We start from the raw sequence: 14,787 nt of genomic DNA, 5'->3' as shown, positions 1-14,787 counted from the left end.
AGCATGAGCATGCGGTTCGCCGCGATCGCCGACATCCATGGCAACTGCGCGGCACTGGAGGCGGTGCTCGCGGATATCGCGGCGCACGGCATCGCCGAGATCGTCAATCTCGGCGACGTCGCCAGCGGGCCGCTGCACGCACGCCGCACGATTGAGCTGCTGATGCAGCGAAACATCGTCACCGTGCGCGGCAATCACGATCGCTATCTCACCGAGCAGCGTCCCGAGGCGATGGGCTCATGGGAGCGTCCGGCTCATGCCGAGCTCGATGCCTCTCATCTCGACTGGCTGCGGGCGTTGCCGGCGTCGCTGGTGTTTCGCGGCGACGTGTTTGCCTGCCATGCGACGCCGGCCGACGACGAAACCTACTGGCTCGAAACCGTGCATGCCGACGGCGCCGTCGCCCTCGCGCCGCTCGATGTCGTCGTGCGCCGCGCCGGCGATGTCCCCCAGCCGCTGCTGCTGTGCGGGCACAGCCATCTGCCGCGAGCGGTGCGGTTGCCCGATGGGCGCCTGATCGTCAATCCCGGCAGCGTCGGTTGTCCTGGCTATCGCGATGTCACCCCGGTCCGGCATGTCGTTCAGACCGGCACGCCGGACGCCAGCTACGCGATCCTCGACCGCGGTGACAATGGCTGGCAGGTCACCTTCCGCCATGTGCGCTACGATCATCACGCCATGGCCGATCTCGCCCGGCAGCGTGGCCGGCCGGAATGGGCCGATGTGCTCGCCACGGGGTGGATGCTGCCTCCCCAGCCCTGATCGCCACCGTCCGCAGGAAGAGTTCGGCTTGACGATGTTTAATATGCACGCTTATAATAAGCGCACATATTAAAAAGGTGAGCCATGGATGAAGTGAGTGTCTGGCGCGTCGCGCACAGCAGGGAGACGAACGCATCGCCAGCCGCGGTCTGGCGCCTGATGAGCGATATCCTCCATTGGGGACGCTGGAACGCCGGCATCGCGGCGATCGCCATCGACGGGCCGTTCGCGGCCGGCACCTGGTTCACCATGACGCCGCCGGGCGAAGCGCCGCTGCGCTGCCGCCTCGTCGCGGTTCGCGACGGCGAAGGCTTCACCGACGAGACGCAGGTCGGCGATCTCGTCGTCGTGGTCGACCATCGCATCGTGCCGCAGGGCGCGGGCGCGCACATCACCTACGCGCTCGAGGCGCGCGGGCCCGACGCCGCTGCCATCGGCGCGGCGGTCGCGGCGGATTTTCCGGATGTGCTGGCGCGCCTCGCACGTCTCGCCGAAGAGGGCGGCGCATGAGCGCGTGGCTTGGTGTGGTCAGCCGCGCGCATGTGCGGCGCGGTGTTGCCGGCGGCTTCGCGCAACTCTGTCACGGCAACGCGCAGCCCCTGCGCCGCATGCGGACCGGCGACTGGCTGGTGTACTACTCGCCGTCGGAAGAGAGGGGCGGTCCGCCCTTGCGCGCCTTCACTGCGGTGGGGCAGGTCGCCGATGACGATGTATTTGCGTTCGACATGGGCGGCGGGTTCGTTCCGTTTCGCCGCCGGATCCGCTATGTCGATGCCATGGACGCGCCGATCGACAGCATCAGACACCACCTCGCGCTCTGTGCGGCTCCGAACTGGGGCGTGACGCTGCGCCGGGGGCATCTACCGCTGGCGGCGAGCGATTTCGCTTTGATCGCGGCGGCGATGCGGGCCGCCGGCACCGGCATGGACACCGCATGACGCGCCGCAAGCCGCCGCTGCCGAGCAAGGTGTCCGGCCCGGCCGATAGCCCGGGCTTCCTGCTGTGGAAGATCTCCAACGCCTGGCAGCGCCGGCAGCGGCAGGTGCTGCAGCCCTACGGCCTGACCCACTCTCAGTTCGTGGTGCTGACGACCGCGACCTGGTACGGCGCCTCCGAGCCGCTGACGCAGACCCGGATCGCCGAGCTGACCGGCATCGATCCGATGACCACATCGCAGGTGCTGCGGGCGCTGGAAGCGGCTGAACTGGTCGTGCGGCAAGCCCATCCCGATGACCCGCGCGCCAAGGCGATCGCGGTGACGCGTGCGGGGCGCGAACTGGCGCGCAAGGCTGTCGTCGTGGTGGAGGATTGCGACGCCGCGTTCTTCGCGCCGGTCGAGGGCGACGCGGCGCGGCTGCTGAAGCTGTTCCAGGTCCTCGCACAGGGTGGCGACGCGCCGGACGATGAAGGCGCGTGACTGCCGCGCCGCGGTGAAGCGCCCGCCACGAACGACAACGGCCGGCAGAGCGCCGGCCGTCGAATCATCGATGAGGTGCGGGGGTCGTCAGACCGCCGTGTTGATCCACTGCTGCAGCTTGGCCTTCGGCGCCGCGCCGACCTGGCGCGAGGCAAGCTCGCCGCCCTTGAAGATCATCAGCGTCGGGATCGACATCACGCCATACTTGGAGGCGGTCTGCGGATTCTCGTCGACGTTGAGCTTGACGATCTTGACCTTCTCGCCCATCGCGCCGGCGATCTCGTCGAGCGCCGGGGCGATCATGCGGCACGGGCCGCACCACTCGGCCCAGAAGTCGACGACCACCGGTCCCTGCGCCTTCAGGACCTCTGCTTCGAAATTGGCGTCCGATACCTTCCCGACCGACATGATGAGCCTCGTTGAGTGGGGAGCGTGCGAGCTGTCGCGCGCGACAAAGAAAGACTAGGGCGAACCTATGAACGCGCCCTTGCCGGGTCAAGGTCACCCAGGATGCGGAGGAGCTCTGCGTCCAGAGCGGACGAAGGAACCTCCATGATTTCAGCGGCTTCCGTCCACAGCAGGGCGGCCCGGACGATCTTGCCGGGGTGCAGGCGGGCGAGCACGGCGCGGTACAGGGCGAGCTGGCGGAGGTAGGCGACGGGGGTTTCCGCCAGCGTCGCCGGTGGGGCGTGATTCGTCTTGAAGTCGACGATCAGCACCTCGGCGGGCGTCACCACCAGGCGGTCGATCTGGCCGGACACCAGCGCCGGCGGGCGGCCTGACCGTGGCAGGCGGCCGGCGATCGAGACCTCGGCGCGGCTGCCGGCGGCGAACACCGCGGCGAAGCGGGCATCGGCGATCAGGGCGATGACCTCGTCGGCGAGGGCGTCGCGGTCGGCGACGCTCCAGCTGTCGGCGTTGCGCGCCAGGTAGCGCCGCGCGGTGTCGCGGCGGTGGGCGGGCGCGACATCCGGCAGCGATTGCAGCAGGCGGTGGACCAGCGCGCCGCGCTGCAGCGCCAGCGCCCGCTGCGCGGCGGCTTCGCCCGGCACCGCGCCATGGCCGTCGCTGTCGTCGCCGTCGGACGGGCGCAGCAGCACCTCGTCGAGCGCATCGCGCATCGCGCGGGCGCGCAGCCAGGACGGCAGGACCTCCGGCGTCGCCTCGCTCGCCGGCGGTGCGTCCGGCGCCGGCAGCGGCGCATCGCCGGCGCGGCTGTAGAAGCGCACCGGCCCCTGGCGGGAGGGCCGCTCCTCGACCTGCAGCGCCGAGGCGTCGAGCCCCTTGCGGATCAGGTCGTACCACGAGTGCTCGCGCACCTCGCTGCGGTTGCCGGGCATGCAGCCGCCGACGATCAGCCGGTCGGCGGCGCGGGTCATCGCCACATACAGCAGCCGGCGGTATTCGTCCTCGGTGTCGCCGGTCATCGCCGCGCGCGCGGCGGCGACGCTTTCGGGATCGTCGGCCTTGCGGCCGGCCCATACCACCGGCGCGGCGATGCCGTCATGGGCCTGCTGCAGCCGGATCAGGCTGAGGCGCTGGGTGTCGGTCGGCGACGACGTCGTGTCGGCGAGGAAGACGACCGGCGCCTCCAGGCCCTTGGCGCCGTGCACCGTCATCACCCGTACTTCGTCGCGCGAGATCTCCATGTCGCGCTTGATGTCGGTGTCGGCGGAGCGCAGCCACGCCACGAAGCCCTGCAGCGAGGCCGGTGTGCGCCGCTCGAAGGTCAGCGCGAGTTCGAGGAATTCGTCGAGCGCGTCGCTCGCCTCTGGGCCGAGGCGCTGCAGGATGCGGGCGCGGCCATCGTCGCCGCCGAGCAGCCAGGCGTAGAACGCGAACGGCGTCTCGGTCAGCGCGCGTGCCTCATAGGCCTGCAAGCGCCGCAGCGCCGCGGCGAGCACGAGGTCGCCACCGGCGTGCCGCGTGAGTGCCTCGCGCAGGCTTCCGTCGCGCTGCCAGGCGAGGCGGAACAGGTCGTCGTCGGTCAGGCCGAACAACGGGCTTTTCAGCGCCACGGCGAGTGCGAGGTCGTCGCGCGGAAACAGCAGCGCATCGGCGAGATGCATCAGGTCGATGATGGCGATGTGCCCGGTCAGCTTGAGGCGGTCGGCGCCGGCCACCGGGATGCCGCCCTGCTTGAGCGCCTGGATCACCGCGCTGAACGTCTTGCCGCGCCGCCGCACCAGGATGAGGATGTCGCCGTAGCGCAGTGGTCGCCGCCGCGCGGCGATGCCGGTGGCGGCTTTCTCGGCAATCAGCGCCTTGATGCGGTCGCGGATACGCTGCGCCAGCCGCACCTCGGGACTGGTCTCCGACACCGCGTCGAACGGCGCGCGCCAGCCTTCGAGATCCTCGCGGTCGGCGGCCTCCTGCAGCTCCCACAGCTCCACCATCGCCGGCGCGGCATCGGCGAGCGCCATGTGCGGCGCCATGCCGTCGCGGTCGGAGGTGATGCTGCGGAAGATCTCCGGCGCCTGGAACGTGCTCTGCACCGCGTCGAGCACGCCGGCACCGGAGCGGAACGAATAGTTGAACACCACCGGATCGAACGGCAGCTCCGCGGCCTCGAAGCGGGCGCGGAAGCGGCCGCGGCGCAGATCGAACTCGCGCGGCGCCGCGCCCTGGAACGAGAAGATGGACTGCTTCTCGTCGCCTACCGCGAAGATCGTGCGGCGGGTGCGGCCGCGCGCGCCGGCGCCGGCGGTGAATTCGGACACGATGTGCTCGACGATGTCCCACTGCCGCGGGCTGGTGTCCTGCGCCTCGTCGATCAGCACATGGTCGACGCCCTGGTCGAGCTTGAAATGCACCCAGCCCGCCGAGGTGCGTTCGAGCATTGCCAGCGTCTTGTCGATGAGATCATCGTAGTCGAGCAGGCCGCGTTCTTCCTTCTCGCGGCGGTAGTTCGCCGCGGCGGCCGTGGCGATGACCACCAGCGCCTGGGTGCGGTCGCGCACCGCGACGGCGCGGCGGATCTGCAGCAGCGCCTGCACCCGCGTCGCCTCGCGGTCGAGCATCGCCGCCAGCCCGGGCATCTCGCGGGCCAGCGTCTTGGTCAGGATCGATTTGCGCAGCTCGCCGGCCGTGGTGAAGAACACGGTGAGATAGGCCTCGACCTGCGCGGCGCCGGACAGCGTCAGCGCCTCGCGCAGCCGCGCCGCCTGGTCCTGGTCGCTCTTCGAGCCGCCCTCGAACTGGCCGGCCACCGCGGCCCATTCGCTGCGCGGCAGTTGCGGCCCGTCGACGATCTCGGCCTCGACCCGCGCCATGCTGTCGTCGGCCGACAGCCCCAGGGCCTGCAGCAGCTGCGCCATCGCGGCGTCCAGCGTGCCGGCCTGGTGGGTCCACGCCTGAAAATGGTCGCGGCTCAGCACGGCCTCGCGCACCACGTCGCGAAAGGTGACGTCGGCGGCGCTGGTCATGGCGGTGGCGAGGGCGCGGCCGGCGAGGCTGTCCGGGCTCGCCGCGGCGTCGAGCAGCACCCGCAGGCTGGCGCGCTCCATCAGCTCGTTCTGATCGCGGTCGTCGAGCACGCTGAAGCGCGCCGGCACGTTGGCCTCGAACGGAAATTGCTGCAGCAGCCGCGTGCACAGGGCGTGAATGGTTTGCACCTTGAGGCCGCCCGGCGTCTCCAGCGCGCAGGCGAACAGCTCGCGCGCCCGCCGCCGCATCGCCGGCCCGGTCTGTGCGCCGGCTTCGGTGATCGCGGCATCGAGGGCGGCGTCGTCGAGGGTGATCCAGTGGCCGAGGGTGTCGAACACCCGCTCCGCCATGTTGGCGGCGGCGGCCTTGGTGAAGGTGATGCAGAGGATCTTTTCCGGCGCGACGTCGTCGAGCAGCAGGCGGATCACCCGCTGCACCAGCACATGGGTCTTGCCCGAGCCGGCGTTGGCCGACACGAATACGGAGACCGCCGGATTGGAGGCCCGCGTCTGCTTGTCGCGTGCATCGCGCGGAATGGTGCGCGGGCCGCTCACAGCTCGTCTCCGCCATCGCCGGCCGCCGACCACTCCTTGATGCGGGCGAGGTCGTCATAGTCGCCGTAGCGGTTGGCCCACATCGTCAGGTTCAGCGAGGTGTAGGCCTGCTGTTCGTTCTCGAAGGCGCGGATCAGCGCCTCGAGCTTGGCGCGTGCTTCGATCGCCGCCTCGTCGGGCGAGATCGGCTCCTCCTTGCGGCGATCGCGCGTCAGTTCCAGCGGCTCGGCCCTGCCCGGCGGCGAGTTGCCGCTGAGGCGGATGTACATCAGCTCGCCAACGGAGGCGCCGGCGGCGATGCCGTCGAAGCCGCCTTCGCGCAGGATCACCGATTCCAGTGTCAATTGCGGCGACAGCCCCATGCGCACCTGCTTGCCGGTCGGCGGCGCGCCGGTCTTGTAGTCGAGCACGGCATAGTCACCGCGCTTGCGGCGATCGATGCGGTCCGCGCGCGCCGACAGGGTAAAAGCACGGTCGCGGCCGATGGGGATGACGATCTCGCCGCGGATCTCGGCCTTGACCTCGTCGATCAGCGCCCGCCGCTCGCGCTCCCAGCCCGCGAACCAGCTGGCGATGCGCAGGAAGCGCGGCCACCACAGCGCGCGCGCCTCCGGGCGCTCCATCAGCGGTGCGAAATGGCTCTCGCCGATGGCGCGCAGCGCGCGCACCGGATCGTCCGGCAGGCGCTCGCTGAAGGTCTGGGTGAACTCGCCGATGGCGCCGTGAATCGCCGAGCCGCGGTCGGCCGCCGACAGCGGCATGTCGACGGGGTCGAGCTTCTGCAGCGTCAGGATGCGGCGAGCGTAGATGGTGTAGGGATCGCGCAGCCAGTCCTCGATCTCGGTGACCGACATCTTCATCGGCCGGCTGGCGCGCGGCGGTCGTGGCTGCGGCTGGCCGATCGGCGTCACGGTGGCGGGGCGATCGAGCGCCATCGCCCAGGTCAGGTAGTGCTCGCCTTTCGCCCGCGCGGCGCGCCAGCGTGCCTCGCCGGCCACCGCTTCGAGGCGATGCAGGAAGCGCGACGCCACCGCAGGCGAGCCGCCGACCTTGGCGGCGTGGGTCAGGATCACCTCGCGCGCGCCGAGCAACTGGGCGAAGTCGTGGGCGGACAGGCCGATGCGCCGCTCCGGCAGGTCGAGGCCGAGCTGATGGCGCATCGGGCGGTTGAGCCAGGGGTCGATGCGCGGGTCGGGCGGCCAGGTGCCTTCGACGAGGCCGCCGAGAATGACGCGGTCGGTGGTGGTGAGGCGCGCCTCCAGCGGGCCGAAGATGCGCAGGCGCGCATTCGCCGCTTGCGGCCGGCGCACGATGCGGTCGCCGAACGTGGTCTGGAAAACGTCGGGATAGTCGGCGAGCGTCAGCGCCACGCCGCTCGGCGCGCCGTCGGCCGGCAGTTCGTCGAAGGCGCGCGCCAGCGCAAGCCCGTCGGGACCCTCGAACGCCGCCGGCAGGCCGCGGGCGTCGACGGACAGCGCCACGATGGCGTGGTGATGGGCGCTGGCGATGTCCGTGAGGTCGTGCGATTTGACGCCGCCGAGCCGCTCCAGCGGTGCGAACGCGGCATGCAGCCGTGCGATCAGGTCGGCGACGGCGTCGAGCGCCGCGGGTGCCAGCCGCGTGCGCGCTTCGGAGCGGTGCAGCAGCGACGGCTCGCCGCGCGCCAGTTTTGTCAGTTCGCTGCGGACGGCTGCGAAATCGCGCTGCAGCCCCGCGGTGCCCGGTTGCGGCCGCGTGCCGCGCAGCAGCGCCAGTTCGAGATTACCGATGGCGGCGGCGAAGGTGCCGGCCTCATGACCGAGGCGCAGCAGCGGATGTTTCAGCAGCGCCAGCAGGGTCGCCGGGGCGAGGCCATCGGACGCCGCCGCTGCGACCAGGCGCGCGAACAGGCCGGCGGAGGTGTCCATCAGCGAATCGCCGCCGGAATCGTCGACGTCCAGCGACCAGCGGTCGAGCGCCGCGACGACACGGCGGGCGAGTGCGCGGTCCGGCGTCACCAAAGCCACCGTCGCGTCGGGTCGCTGATGCGCCTCGCGCATCGCCACCGCGATGGCCAGCGCTTCCATGTCGGCGGTCGGCGCTTCCACTACCGCGAGGTCGGCCATGCCGTCGGCGATGCGTGCGGCGACCTCGGGGCGGCTCAGGCGCTGGTGCCACTGCGCCGTGGCGTTGGACGGGCGCAGTGCTTCGGAGGTCAGCATCTCGCGGCCGTGGGGTGCATGCGGCGCGAGTTCGACGACGTCGTCGCGGTCGATGCCGAAGCGCTCGAGCAGGCCATGCAGCGCGAACTGCGGATGACCGGGCGCCGGCAACGCGTCGCCGTCGCGGGAATCGCGCTTGCGGCCGCCGATCAGCGACCACGCGTCGGCATCGAGGTCGGTGTCGAGGCCCGGCAGCACCACGGCGCCGTTCGGCAGCGAAGCGACGACCTTGAGGAATTTCGCCGTTGCGGGCATCGAGCCGGTCGATCCCGCCGCGATCACCGGCCCGCGCGTGTGCGCGGCGAGACGCCGCGCTTCGGCCTCGATCAGGCGGTCGCGGCGCTGCGCCGGCTCGATCTTGCCGCGCTCAGCGAGGTAGCGCGGCCATGCGTCGGCGGCGATGCGCAGGAATTTCAGAGTCTGCTGCCAGTAGACGTCGTAGGCGTCGGGCACGAGGCCGTCGAGCGCCTGCCATGGCACGCCGCGCGTCGTGATGTCGTCCATCAGCCGCGCCAGATCGTCGGCAAGCGCCAGGATGGAGGCGGGGCCGCCGACCACGAGCGGCGCATCGGCCGGGTTGGCCGGGCGGGTCTGCTTCGCCCAGGCCGCGATCAGCTGTGCCAGCACCAGGCGGCGTTCGAGGCCGCCGAGCGCCGGCTCGAGGTCGAGCGCGGCGGCGGGGTCTTGGGCGGCCTGCGCGAACACCAGTTCGTCCTCGTCGATGTCGCCGAGCGGCAGGATGCGCGGCAGCACCACCGCGTCGGTGCCGAGCACGTCGAGGAACACTTCGCGCGCGGCGCGGCCGGCGCGGCGGGTCGGCAGGTACAGCGTGACGTCGGCGAGACGTTCCGGCGCGGTGCGTGCCTCGAAGCCGTGCACCAGGCGGCCGTCGACCAGCGCCGTGAGCACGGTCGGCAGAAAGGGAACGGACGCGGGAACGGTAAAGACGTGCATGGACAGCCCGATTCGGGATCAGGGCTTAGCATGCCACGGCGGGCCGTGGAGATGGAATGACGCGGCCGGGCGCTCAGGCGACGCTGGCGAGGAACGCTTCTTCCGCGGCGCTCACGGCGTCGGGAGTTCCGACATGCATCCAGGTGCCGTCGAGCCGCAGCCCGAACAGGCGCTCGCGCTCATTCGCCGCGTCGAACAGCTTCGTTAGCGAGAATTCGCCCTGCGGCGCACCGGCAAAGATCGCCGGTGACATGATGGCGACGCCGGCATAGACGAAGGGAACCACCTGGTTCTCCTTGCGCTTGCGCAGCGCGCCGTCCGAGGTCATGGCGTAGTCGCCGCTGCCGGAATAGCCGATGCTCGCTGCGGTCGGCGCCAGCAGCAGCAGGATGTCCATGCGCGCCGGATCGAAGGTCTCGGCGAGGCGGGTCAGGTTGGGACGCACGCCGTCGATCCACATGGTGTCGGCGTTGAGATGGAAGAACGGCTTGTCGCCGAGCAGGGGCAACGCCTTGACCACGCCGCCGCCGGTGCCCAGCAGGACGCCGCGCTCGTCGGAGATCACCACCTGCGGATGCCGGCGCGCCGCGACATGCGCGATGATCTGGTCGCCGAGATAGTGGACGTTGACCACGGCCTTCTCGACGCCGGCGGCAGCCAGCTTGTCGAGCACGTGATCGAGCAGCGGCTGGCCGGCGACCGGCACCAGCGGTTTCGGCATGTGATCGGTCAACGGCCGCATCCGCACGCCGAGACCGGCGGCGAGGACCATGGCTGTGGTGGGTTTCACGGACATCGGGGTCACGAAAATCTAGGGAGTGAGACGATTGTGCCGCGGAGCGTGCGGCATCCTGGCACGATACGTACGCCGCGCCCTGGCGTCGACAGCGACGCGGCAGCAGGCGATTCCATGGTGCGAAGCTGTAGTCGGCAAACGTGACGGATGTGCGACGGCAGGCGGTCGCGCAGCGCGGCCGGGACGGCTGTCCTCAGGCATCGACCGATTGCATCCGCCGTCCATTGCGCTTCTTCTTGTCGACCTGCTTGAGAAAAATGACGCCGATCTGGTCGCCGTTGACCCAGGACAGTTCGCAGCGGCGGTAGGCCAGTCCGGTGGACGAGAGCAGCAGGAAGAACTCCTTGAGGTTGAGACCTTCGACCGATCCCTCCACGGTGAGCTTGGCGCCGCTCTCCGAGACGTCTTCCATGATGCAGCCGCGGCGCCAGGTCCCGTCGATACCCATCATGTGCGCGGCGAAGCCGCGCTCGAACACGACACGGTCGCCGTTGCGGCGCTCAGCCATCATCGTCTTCCTGCCCGGACCTGAAGAGATTGCGGCAGCAGCGTAGCGGCGGAATGGCTAACGGCCGGTAAATGGCGGCAGTGGCTCAGGCCGGCGCCGGCACATGCGCCGCATACCAGTCGCGGAAAGCGGCCAATTCGGGATGGGCGAGCGCACGGCCGAGATATGTCCAGATCCGCGGCTGGTGCAGCAGGTAATGCGGTTTGCCGTCGCGGCGGTTGAGGCGGGCGAACGTGCCGAGCAGGCGCGTGTTGCGCTGCGCTGACATGATGGCATAGCTCTCGGCGAAGCCGGCGGCGTCGAAGGCCGCATCGGCGGCGCGGCGTGTTTTCACGTAGCGTGTCAGCAGCGCGATCTCGAGCGCTTCCGGCACGTCGACACGCGCGTCCTGCAGCAGAGATACGAGGTCGTAAGCCGGCGGTCCGAGGACCGTATCCTGGAAATCGATGACGCCGACGCGGTCGGTACCCTGTCGCTGCGGCAGCCAGATCAGGTTCGGCGAGTGGTAGTCGCGCAGCATCCAGGTGGTCGTCGCCAACGCGGGCCGCGCCAGCAGCGCGCGCCACATCGCGTCGAATTCGGCGCGCAGCGCCGCGTCCGATGGCGCACCGCGGTCGGGCAGGTACCACTCCGGCATCAGCCCGACCTCGATCAGCATGGCGTCGATGTCGAAGCGCGGGATGGCGTAGTCGGGCTGCGATGCCAGCGGCAGGGTCGGCGGCAGCGCGCGCTGGTGCAGCGCCGCCAGCAGGTCGGTCGCGGCTTCATAGCGCTCGGGAATCGGCGCCGGCGGTGTGCCGGTGACGAAAATCTCGCGGCCGAGATCCTCGGTAACCAGGAAGCCGGCGCTGAGATCGGCGTGGCGGATCGCCGGCGCCGACAGGCCCGCCGCGCGCAGCCCGCCCGCCATGGCGACGAACGGCCTGACGTCCTCGGCGAGATGCACCGCCGCGCTGTAGGACTTGCCGCCGTAGACGGGCGCGCCGTCGGGGCGGCGCGGGGCGTTCATCAGGATGCGGCTGTCGCCGTCGCGGTAGAGGCGGGCATAGCTGCGGGTCGAGGCGTCGCCCGGCATGCGCTCGCGGCGCGCGGCGCTTTCGCCTGCGCTCTCGAGGAAGTCGCGCAGCCGTGCCAGCCGCGTTACCACCGCTGCGCCACGGCCGTGGCCGGTGAAGGTTGCCGTGCGGGCGTCCGGGCCGAGCGCGGGCACGTGGCCGAGCGCGAGGTCGATGCGGTCGGCCGGCAGCAGGCCGGCGGCACGGTCAGGCCACTCGATCAGCGAGACCACGCCGTCCGGCAGCGGCGACAGCCCGATCTCCTCGAGTTCGAGCGGATCGCCGAGGCGATAGAGGTCGGCGTGCAGCACCTGGACGGCCGCGAGGTCGTAGGTCTGCAGCAGCGTGAAGGTCGGGCTCGGCACTTCCAGCGTTTCGTCGCCGGCGATGTAGCGGATCAGGGCGCGGGCAGCGGCGGTCTTGCCGGCGCCGAGGTCGCCGGTCAGCGTGATCGTGTCGCCGGCGCTGATCAACAGCGCCAGATCCGCCATCAGTTGGGCTGTGGCCGTCTCGTCGGCGAGGGAGAGCGTGAGGGTCGAGGGGGTGGTCATTCGGCGGCGGTGCGATGCGCTGCCTGATCGATCGGGAAATCGCAGGTGACGGAGGTGCCCTTGCCGACGACCGAATCCACCCGGACCTTGCCGCCGTGGAGTTCGACGAACGAGCGCACCAGCGACAGGCCGAGGCCGGCGCCGCGATGGCGCGAGCCATTGCTGTGGCTCTCGAACCAGTCGAACACCTTGTCCTTGACGTCGGGCGCGATGCCGGGGCCGGCATCGCTCACCGTGAAGCTGACACTGTCGCTGTGGCGGCGCGCGCTGATGGTGATGACGCCGTCCTGCGGCGAAAAGCCGACCGCGTTGGCGAGCAGGTTGTACAGCACCTGCACGACGCGCCGCTCGTCGGCGACGAAGTTGCCGATGCCCGGCGCCGCATCGATCTGCAGGCGGATGTGGTCGCGGGCGAGGCGGTCCTGGATGCCTTCGGCGGCAGCCTCGATCGCGCTGCGGATGTCGACCGGGCCGAGGTTCAGCGTCATCGCACCGGCGTCGATGGTGGCGAGGTCGAGGATGTTGTTGATGATCGCGAGCAGCGCATTGGTCGAGGACGTGATGTAGCCGAGGTATTCGTCCTGCTTGACCGTCAGCGGTCCGGTCGCCGGATCGCTGAGGAAGTGCGCGAAGCCGATGATCGTGGTCAGCGGCGAGCGCAGCTCGTAGGAGACGTGGTGGACGAAATCCACCTTCATCTGATCCGCCGTCTCCAGCGCTTCGTTGCGTTCGCGCAGCGCCCGCTCGACGTTCACCGTGTCGGTGATGTCCTGGAACGTCAGCATGGTGGCGCCGTCCGGCAGCGGCATCGCCAGGCAGTCGAGCACGCTGCCGTCCTTGCGCTCGAGCTTGAGCGGCACGGGGTTGCGGTTGTCGATGCCGGTGATGGCGTCGCGGATGGTGCGCCAGGTCGCCGCTTCGTCGAACAGCGGCCGGCACCAGCCTTCCACCGTCTCGATGTGCGGATGCTCCTCCATCGCCTCCGGCGACAGCTTCCACATCCGCGCGAACGCCGGGTTGAACAGCTGCGCCCGGCCATTGCTGCCGAACACCGCCACGGCCTCGACGAGGTTATCGAGGGTTTCGCGCTGGACCCGGATCAGGCCGTCGAACTGGCGCGCCAGCTTCAGGCTCTCGGTGACGTCGTCGAACAGGTAGGTGACGCCGCCTTCGGGATTGGGCGTGGTGACGACGCCGATGGCGCGGCCGTCGGGCAGGTACCAGGTGTCCTTCGCCGGCTCGACGGCGCGGTAGGCCTCGTGCAGCTTGGCCTTCCACTGCCGGAAGTCCGGCGGTTCGGGAATCTTGCGGGTGGCGCGCAGGCGGTCGAGCACGCTGGAATCATCGGGCTGCGAATCAAGGAACGCCTGGTCGAGGTTCCACAGCCGGCGATAGGCATCGTTGTAGAAGGCGAGGCGGCGCTGGCCGTCGAAAACCGCCACTCCGGAGGACAGCTGGTCGAGGGTGCGGCGATGCGCCTCCGCCATGCGCTTGAGCGCCTCGGACAGCGACGATGCCTCGCTGGCGTCGACCGCGACGCCGGCACTGCCACCGGTGACCTTCAGCGCGCGGACGTCGAAGATGCGGCGCTGGCCGCCGATCACCACCGGCAGGCGCGCTTCGAAATGGGCGCGGTCGGCGAGGGCCCTGGCCATCGCCTGGCGGTCGCCACTGTCGAGCAGTTCGAGGTTGCGCTCGACCGCATCGGAAATCGTCGTGGCTTCGGTCGCTTCCGCATAGGCGGCGTTGGCAAACAGCAGCGTGCCGTCGTCGCGGCGGGCCCACACCGGCCATGGCAGCGCCGCGGCGAAGGCGCGCAGCGACGATGTCTCTTCCTGCAGGTCGCGGTAGCGCAGGCTGGTCTCGGCGAGTTCCCGGCGCACGCCGCTCAGCTCGCGGATGCGGACGATCGCCTTGCCGCCGATGGCGCGCCCGATCGCCTCGACGGTGCGGCCGTTGCTGGTGGTGAGATGCAGCGTGAAGCTGGCGCCGTCGGCGCACAGCGCATCCACCGCGTGGTCCATCTGCAGCGCCTGCTCGGGCGGCAGCCAGGTGCCGAAGGCGAGAATCCGCTGGGGGCTCTGCTGGGCGGCGGCCGGGGGCAGCAGCAACGCGAGATCGCCGCTGATCTCGGGGCGCAGGCTTGCGGCGGGCCAGGAGATCACCACCTGCGGCTCGGTGAACAGCAGCGCGCGCAGGCTGTCGGTCTCGCTCTGCAGGGCACGGACGTCGGCGCGCAGCCGCGCCTCGGTATGGGCGGCGCGCAGGCGGGTGCGCATCAGCAGGATGGTCGCCAGCACCGAGAAGCCGAGCACGCCGGCGGCGATCGCCAGTGCGGCGATTTCCTGCTGGGTCAGGTTGAGGAAGGTCTCGACCGCGCGCAGCTCGCCGTCGTCGGCGCGCGCGGCGGCGATGCCGGCGAGGCTCACCAGTCCGCCGCGCACGAGCGCGGTGCCCGACATCAAGGTCCGACGAATCGCCCTGACCACGCCCGCCATGATCTGCCCCTGCCGCATCACGTCCGTCGGTCGAAGGCGGGCGACCGAGAGTCCGGGATCCGGCG

The 14,787-nt window shown here is 70.5% G+C and carries 11 protein-coding genes; 4 read left to right on the top strand and 7 right to left on the bottom strand.

The features are described 5' to 3' along the window. Positions 1-9: 9 nt before the first annotated feature. The 4 genes from JQ639_RS25545 (at position 10) to JQ639_RS25530 (ending at position 2,179) form a co-directional block, all read left to right on the top strand. The gene (locus JQ639_RS25545; protein ID WP_211969066.1) at positions 10-762 is read left to right on the top strand and encodes a metallophosphoesterase family protein; all 753 of its coding nucleotides are present in this window, start codon (positions 10-12) and stop codon (positions 760-762) included. Between the two features lie 84 nt (positions 763-846). Beyond that, on the top strand, positions 847-1,272 hold the full coding sequence (locus JQ639_RS25540; RefSeq protein WP_211968767.1) for an SRPBCC family protein: 426 nt from the start codon (positions 847-849) through the stop codon (positions 1,270-1,272). Beyond that, on the top strand, positions 1,269-1,700 hold the full coding sequence (locus tag JQ639_RS25535) for an EVE domain-containing protein (RefSeq protein WP_211968768.1): 432 nt from the start codon (positions 1,269-1,271) through the stop codon (positions 1,698-1,700). The genes JQ639_RS25540 and JQ639_RS25535 overlap by 4 nt, the downstream gene beginning before the upstream one ends. Beyond that, positions 1,697-2,179, top strand: a complete 483-nt coding sequence (locus JQ639_RS25530; RefSeq protein ID WP_211968769.1) for a MarR family winged helix-turn-helix transcriptional regulator — start codon at positions 1,697-1,699, stop codon at positions 2,177-2,179. The genes JQ639_RS25535 and JQ639_RS25530 overlap by 4 nt, the downstream gene beginning before the upstream one ends. A gap of 87 nt (positions 2,180-2,266) precedes the next feature. Here the strand turns inward: JQ639_RS25530 and trxA are convergent, their stop codons facing one another. The 7 genes from trxA to JQ639_RS25495 all read right to left on the bottom strand — a co-directional run bounded on the left by trxA (position 2,267) and on the right by JQ639_RS25495 (position 14,740). After that, a complete protein-coding gene (gene trxA, locus JQ639_RS25525; protein ID WP_211968770.1) occupies positions 2,267-2,587 on the bottom strand; it encodes a thioredoxin in 321 nt (106 codons plus the stop codon). A gap of 65 nt (positions 2,588-2,652) precedes the next feature. Then, entirely contained in the window at positions 2,653-6,159 is a 3,507-nt protein-coding gene (gene addA / locus JQ639_RS25520; RefSeq protein ID WP_211968771.1) for a double-strand break repair helicase AddA, read from the bottom strand. Then, complete coding sequence (gene addB, locus JQ639_RS25515; RefSeq protein ID WP_211968772.1) at positions 6,156-9,314, bottom strand: double-strand break repair protein AddB; 3,159 nt, start codon at positions 9,312-9,314, stop codon at positions 6,156-6,158. The genes addA and addB overlap by 4 nt, the downstream gene beginning before the upstream one ends. Before the next feature lie 73 nt (positions 9,315-9,387). Further along, positions 9,388-10,110 (bottom strand): nucleotidyltransferase family protein, encoded by a 723-nt coding sequence (locus JQ639_RS25510; RefSeq protein WP_211968773.1) that lies wholly within the window; start codon positions 10,108-10,110, stop codon positions 9,388-9,390. 193 nt (positions 10,111-10,303) lie between these two features. Continuing rightward, the gene (locus tag JQ639_RS25505) at positions 10,304-10,621 is read right to left on the bottom strand and encodes a PilZ domain-containing protein (RefSeq protein ID WP_211968774.1); all 318 of its coding nucleotides are present in this window, start codon (positions 10,619-10,621) and stop codon (positions 10,304-10,306) included. An 82-nt stretch (positions 10,622-10,703) separates the two neighbouring features. Further along, positions 10,704-12,224 (bottom strand): tRNA (adenosine(37)-N6)-threonylcarbamoyltransferase complex ATPase subunit type 1 TsaE, encoded by a 1,521-nt coding sequence (gene tsaE / locus JQ639_RS25500; RefSeq protein WP_211968775.1) that lies wholly within the window; start codon positions 12,222-12,224, stop codon positions 10,704-10,706. Beyond that, positions 12,221-14,740, bottom strand: coding sequence for a sensor histidine kinase (locus tag JQ639_RS25495; protein WP_371745169.1), 2,520 nt, complete (start codon positions 14,738-14,740; stop codon positions 12,221-12,223). Before JQ639_RS25495 ends, tsaE begins: the two co-directional genes overlap by 4 nt. Positions 14,741-14,787 lie beyond the last annotated feature (47 nt).

The organism is Bradyrhizobium sp. U87765 SZCCT0048, from assembly GCF_018131225.1.
GTDB lineage: Bacteria > Pseudomonadota > Alphaproteobacteria > Rhizobiales > Xanthobacteraceae > Bradyrhizobium_A.
The sequence above is the reverse complement of the archived record's forward strand: the minus strand, read 5'-3'. Positions and strand labels throughout refer to the sequence as shown.

Bases quoted from the DNA above. Each gene is read 5' to 3' on its own strand.
- addB (WP_211968772.1), bottom strand. From the start codon at position 9,314: ATGCACGTCTTTACCGTTCCCGCGTCCGTTCCCTTTCTGCCGACCGTG.
- JQ639_RS25530 (WP_211968769.1), top strand. From the start codon at position 1,697: ATGACGCGCCGCAAGCCGCCGCTGCCGAGCAAGGTGTCCGGCCCGGCC.
- JQ639_RS25535 (WP_211968768.1), top strand. From the start codon at position 1,269: ATGAGCGCGTGGCTTGGTGTGGTCAGCCGCGCGCATGTGCGGCGCGGT.
- trxA (WP_211968770.1), bottom strand. From the start codon at position 2,587: ATGTCGGTCGGGAAGGTATCGGACGCCAATTTCGAAGCAGAGGTCCTG.
- JQ639_RS25510 (WP_211968773.1), bottom strand. From the start codon at position 10,110: ATGTCCGTGAAACCCACCACAGCCATGGTCCTCGCCGCCGGTCTCGGC.
- JQ639_RS25495 (WP_371745169.1), bottom strand. From the start codon at position 14,740: ATGCGGCAGGGGCAGATCATGGCGGGCGTGGTCAGGGCGATTCGTCGG.
- JQ639_RS25545 (WP_211969066.1), top strand. From the start codon at position 10: ATGCGGTTCGCCGCGATCGCCGACATCCATGGCAACTGCGCGGCACTG.
- JQ639_RS25540 (WP_211968767.1), top strand. From the start codon at position 847: ATGGATGAAGTGAGTGTCTGGCGCGTCGCGCACAGCAGGGAGACGAAC.
- tsaE (WP_211968775.1), bottom strand. From the start codon at position 12,224: ATGACCACCCCCTCGACCCTCACGCTCTCCCTCGCCGACGAGACGGCC.
- JQ639_RS25505 (WP_211968774.1), bottom strand. From the start codon at position 10,621: ATGATGGCTGAGCGCCGCAACGGCGACCGTGTCGTGTTCGAGCGCGGC.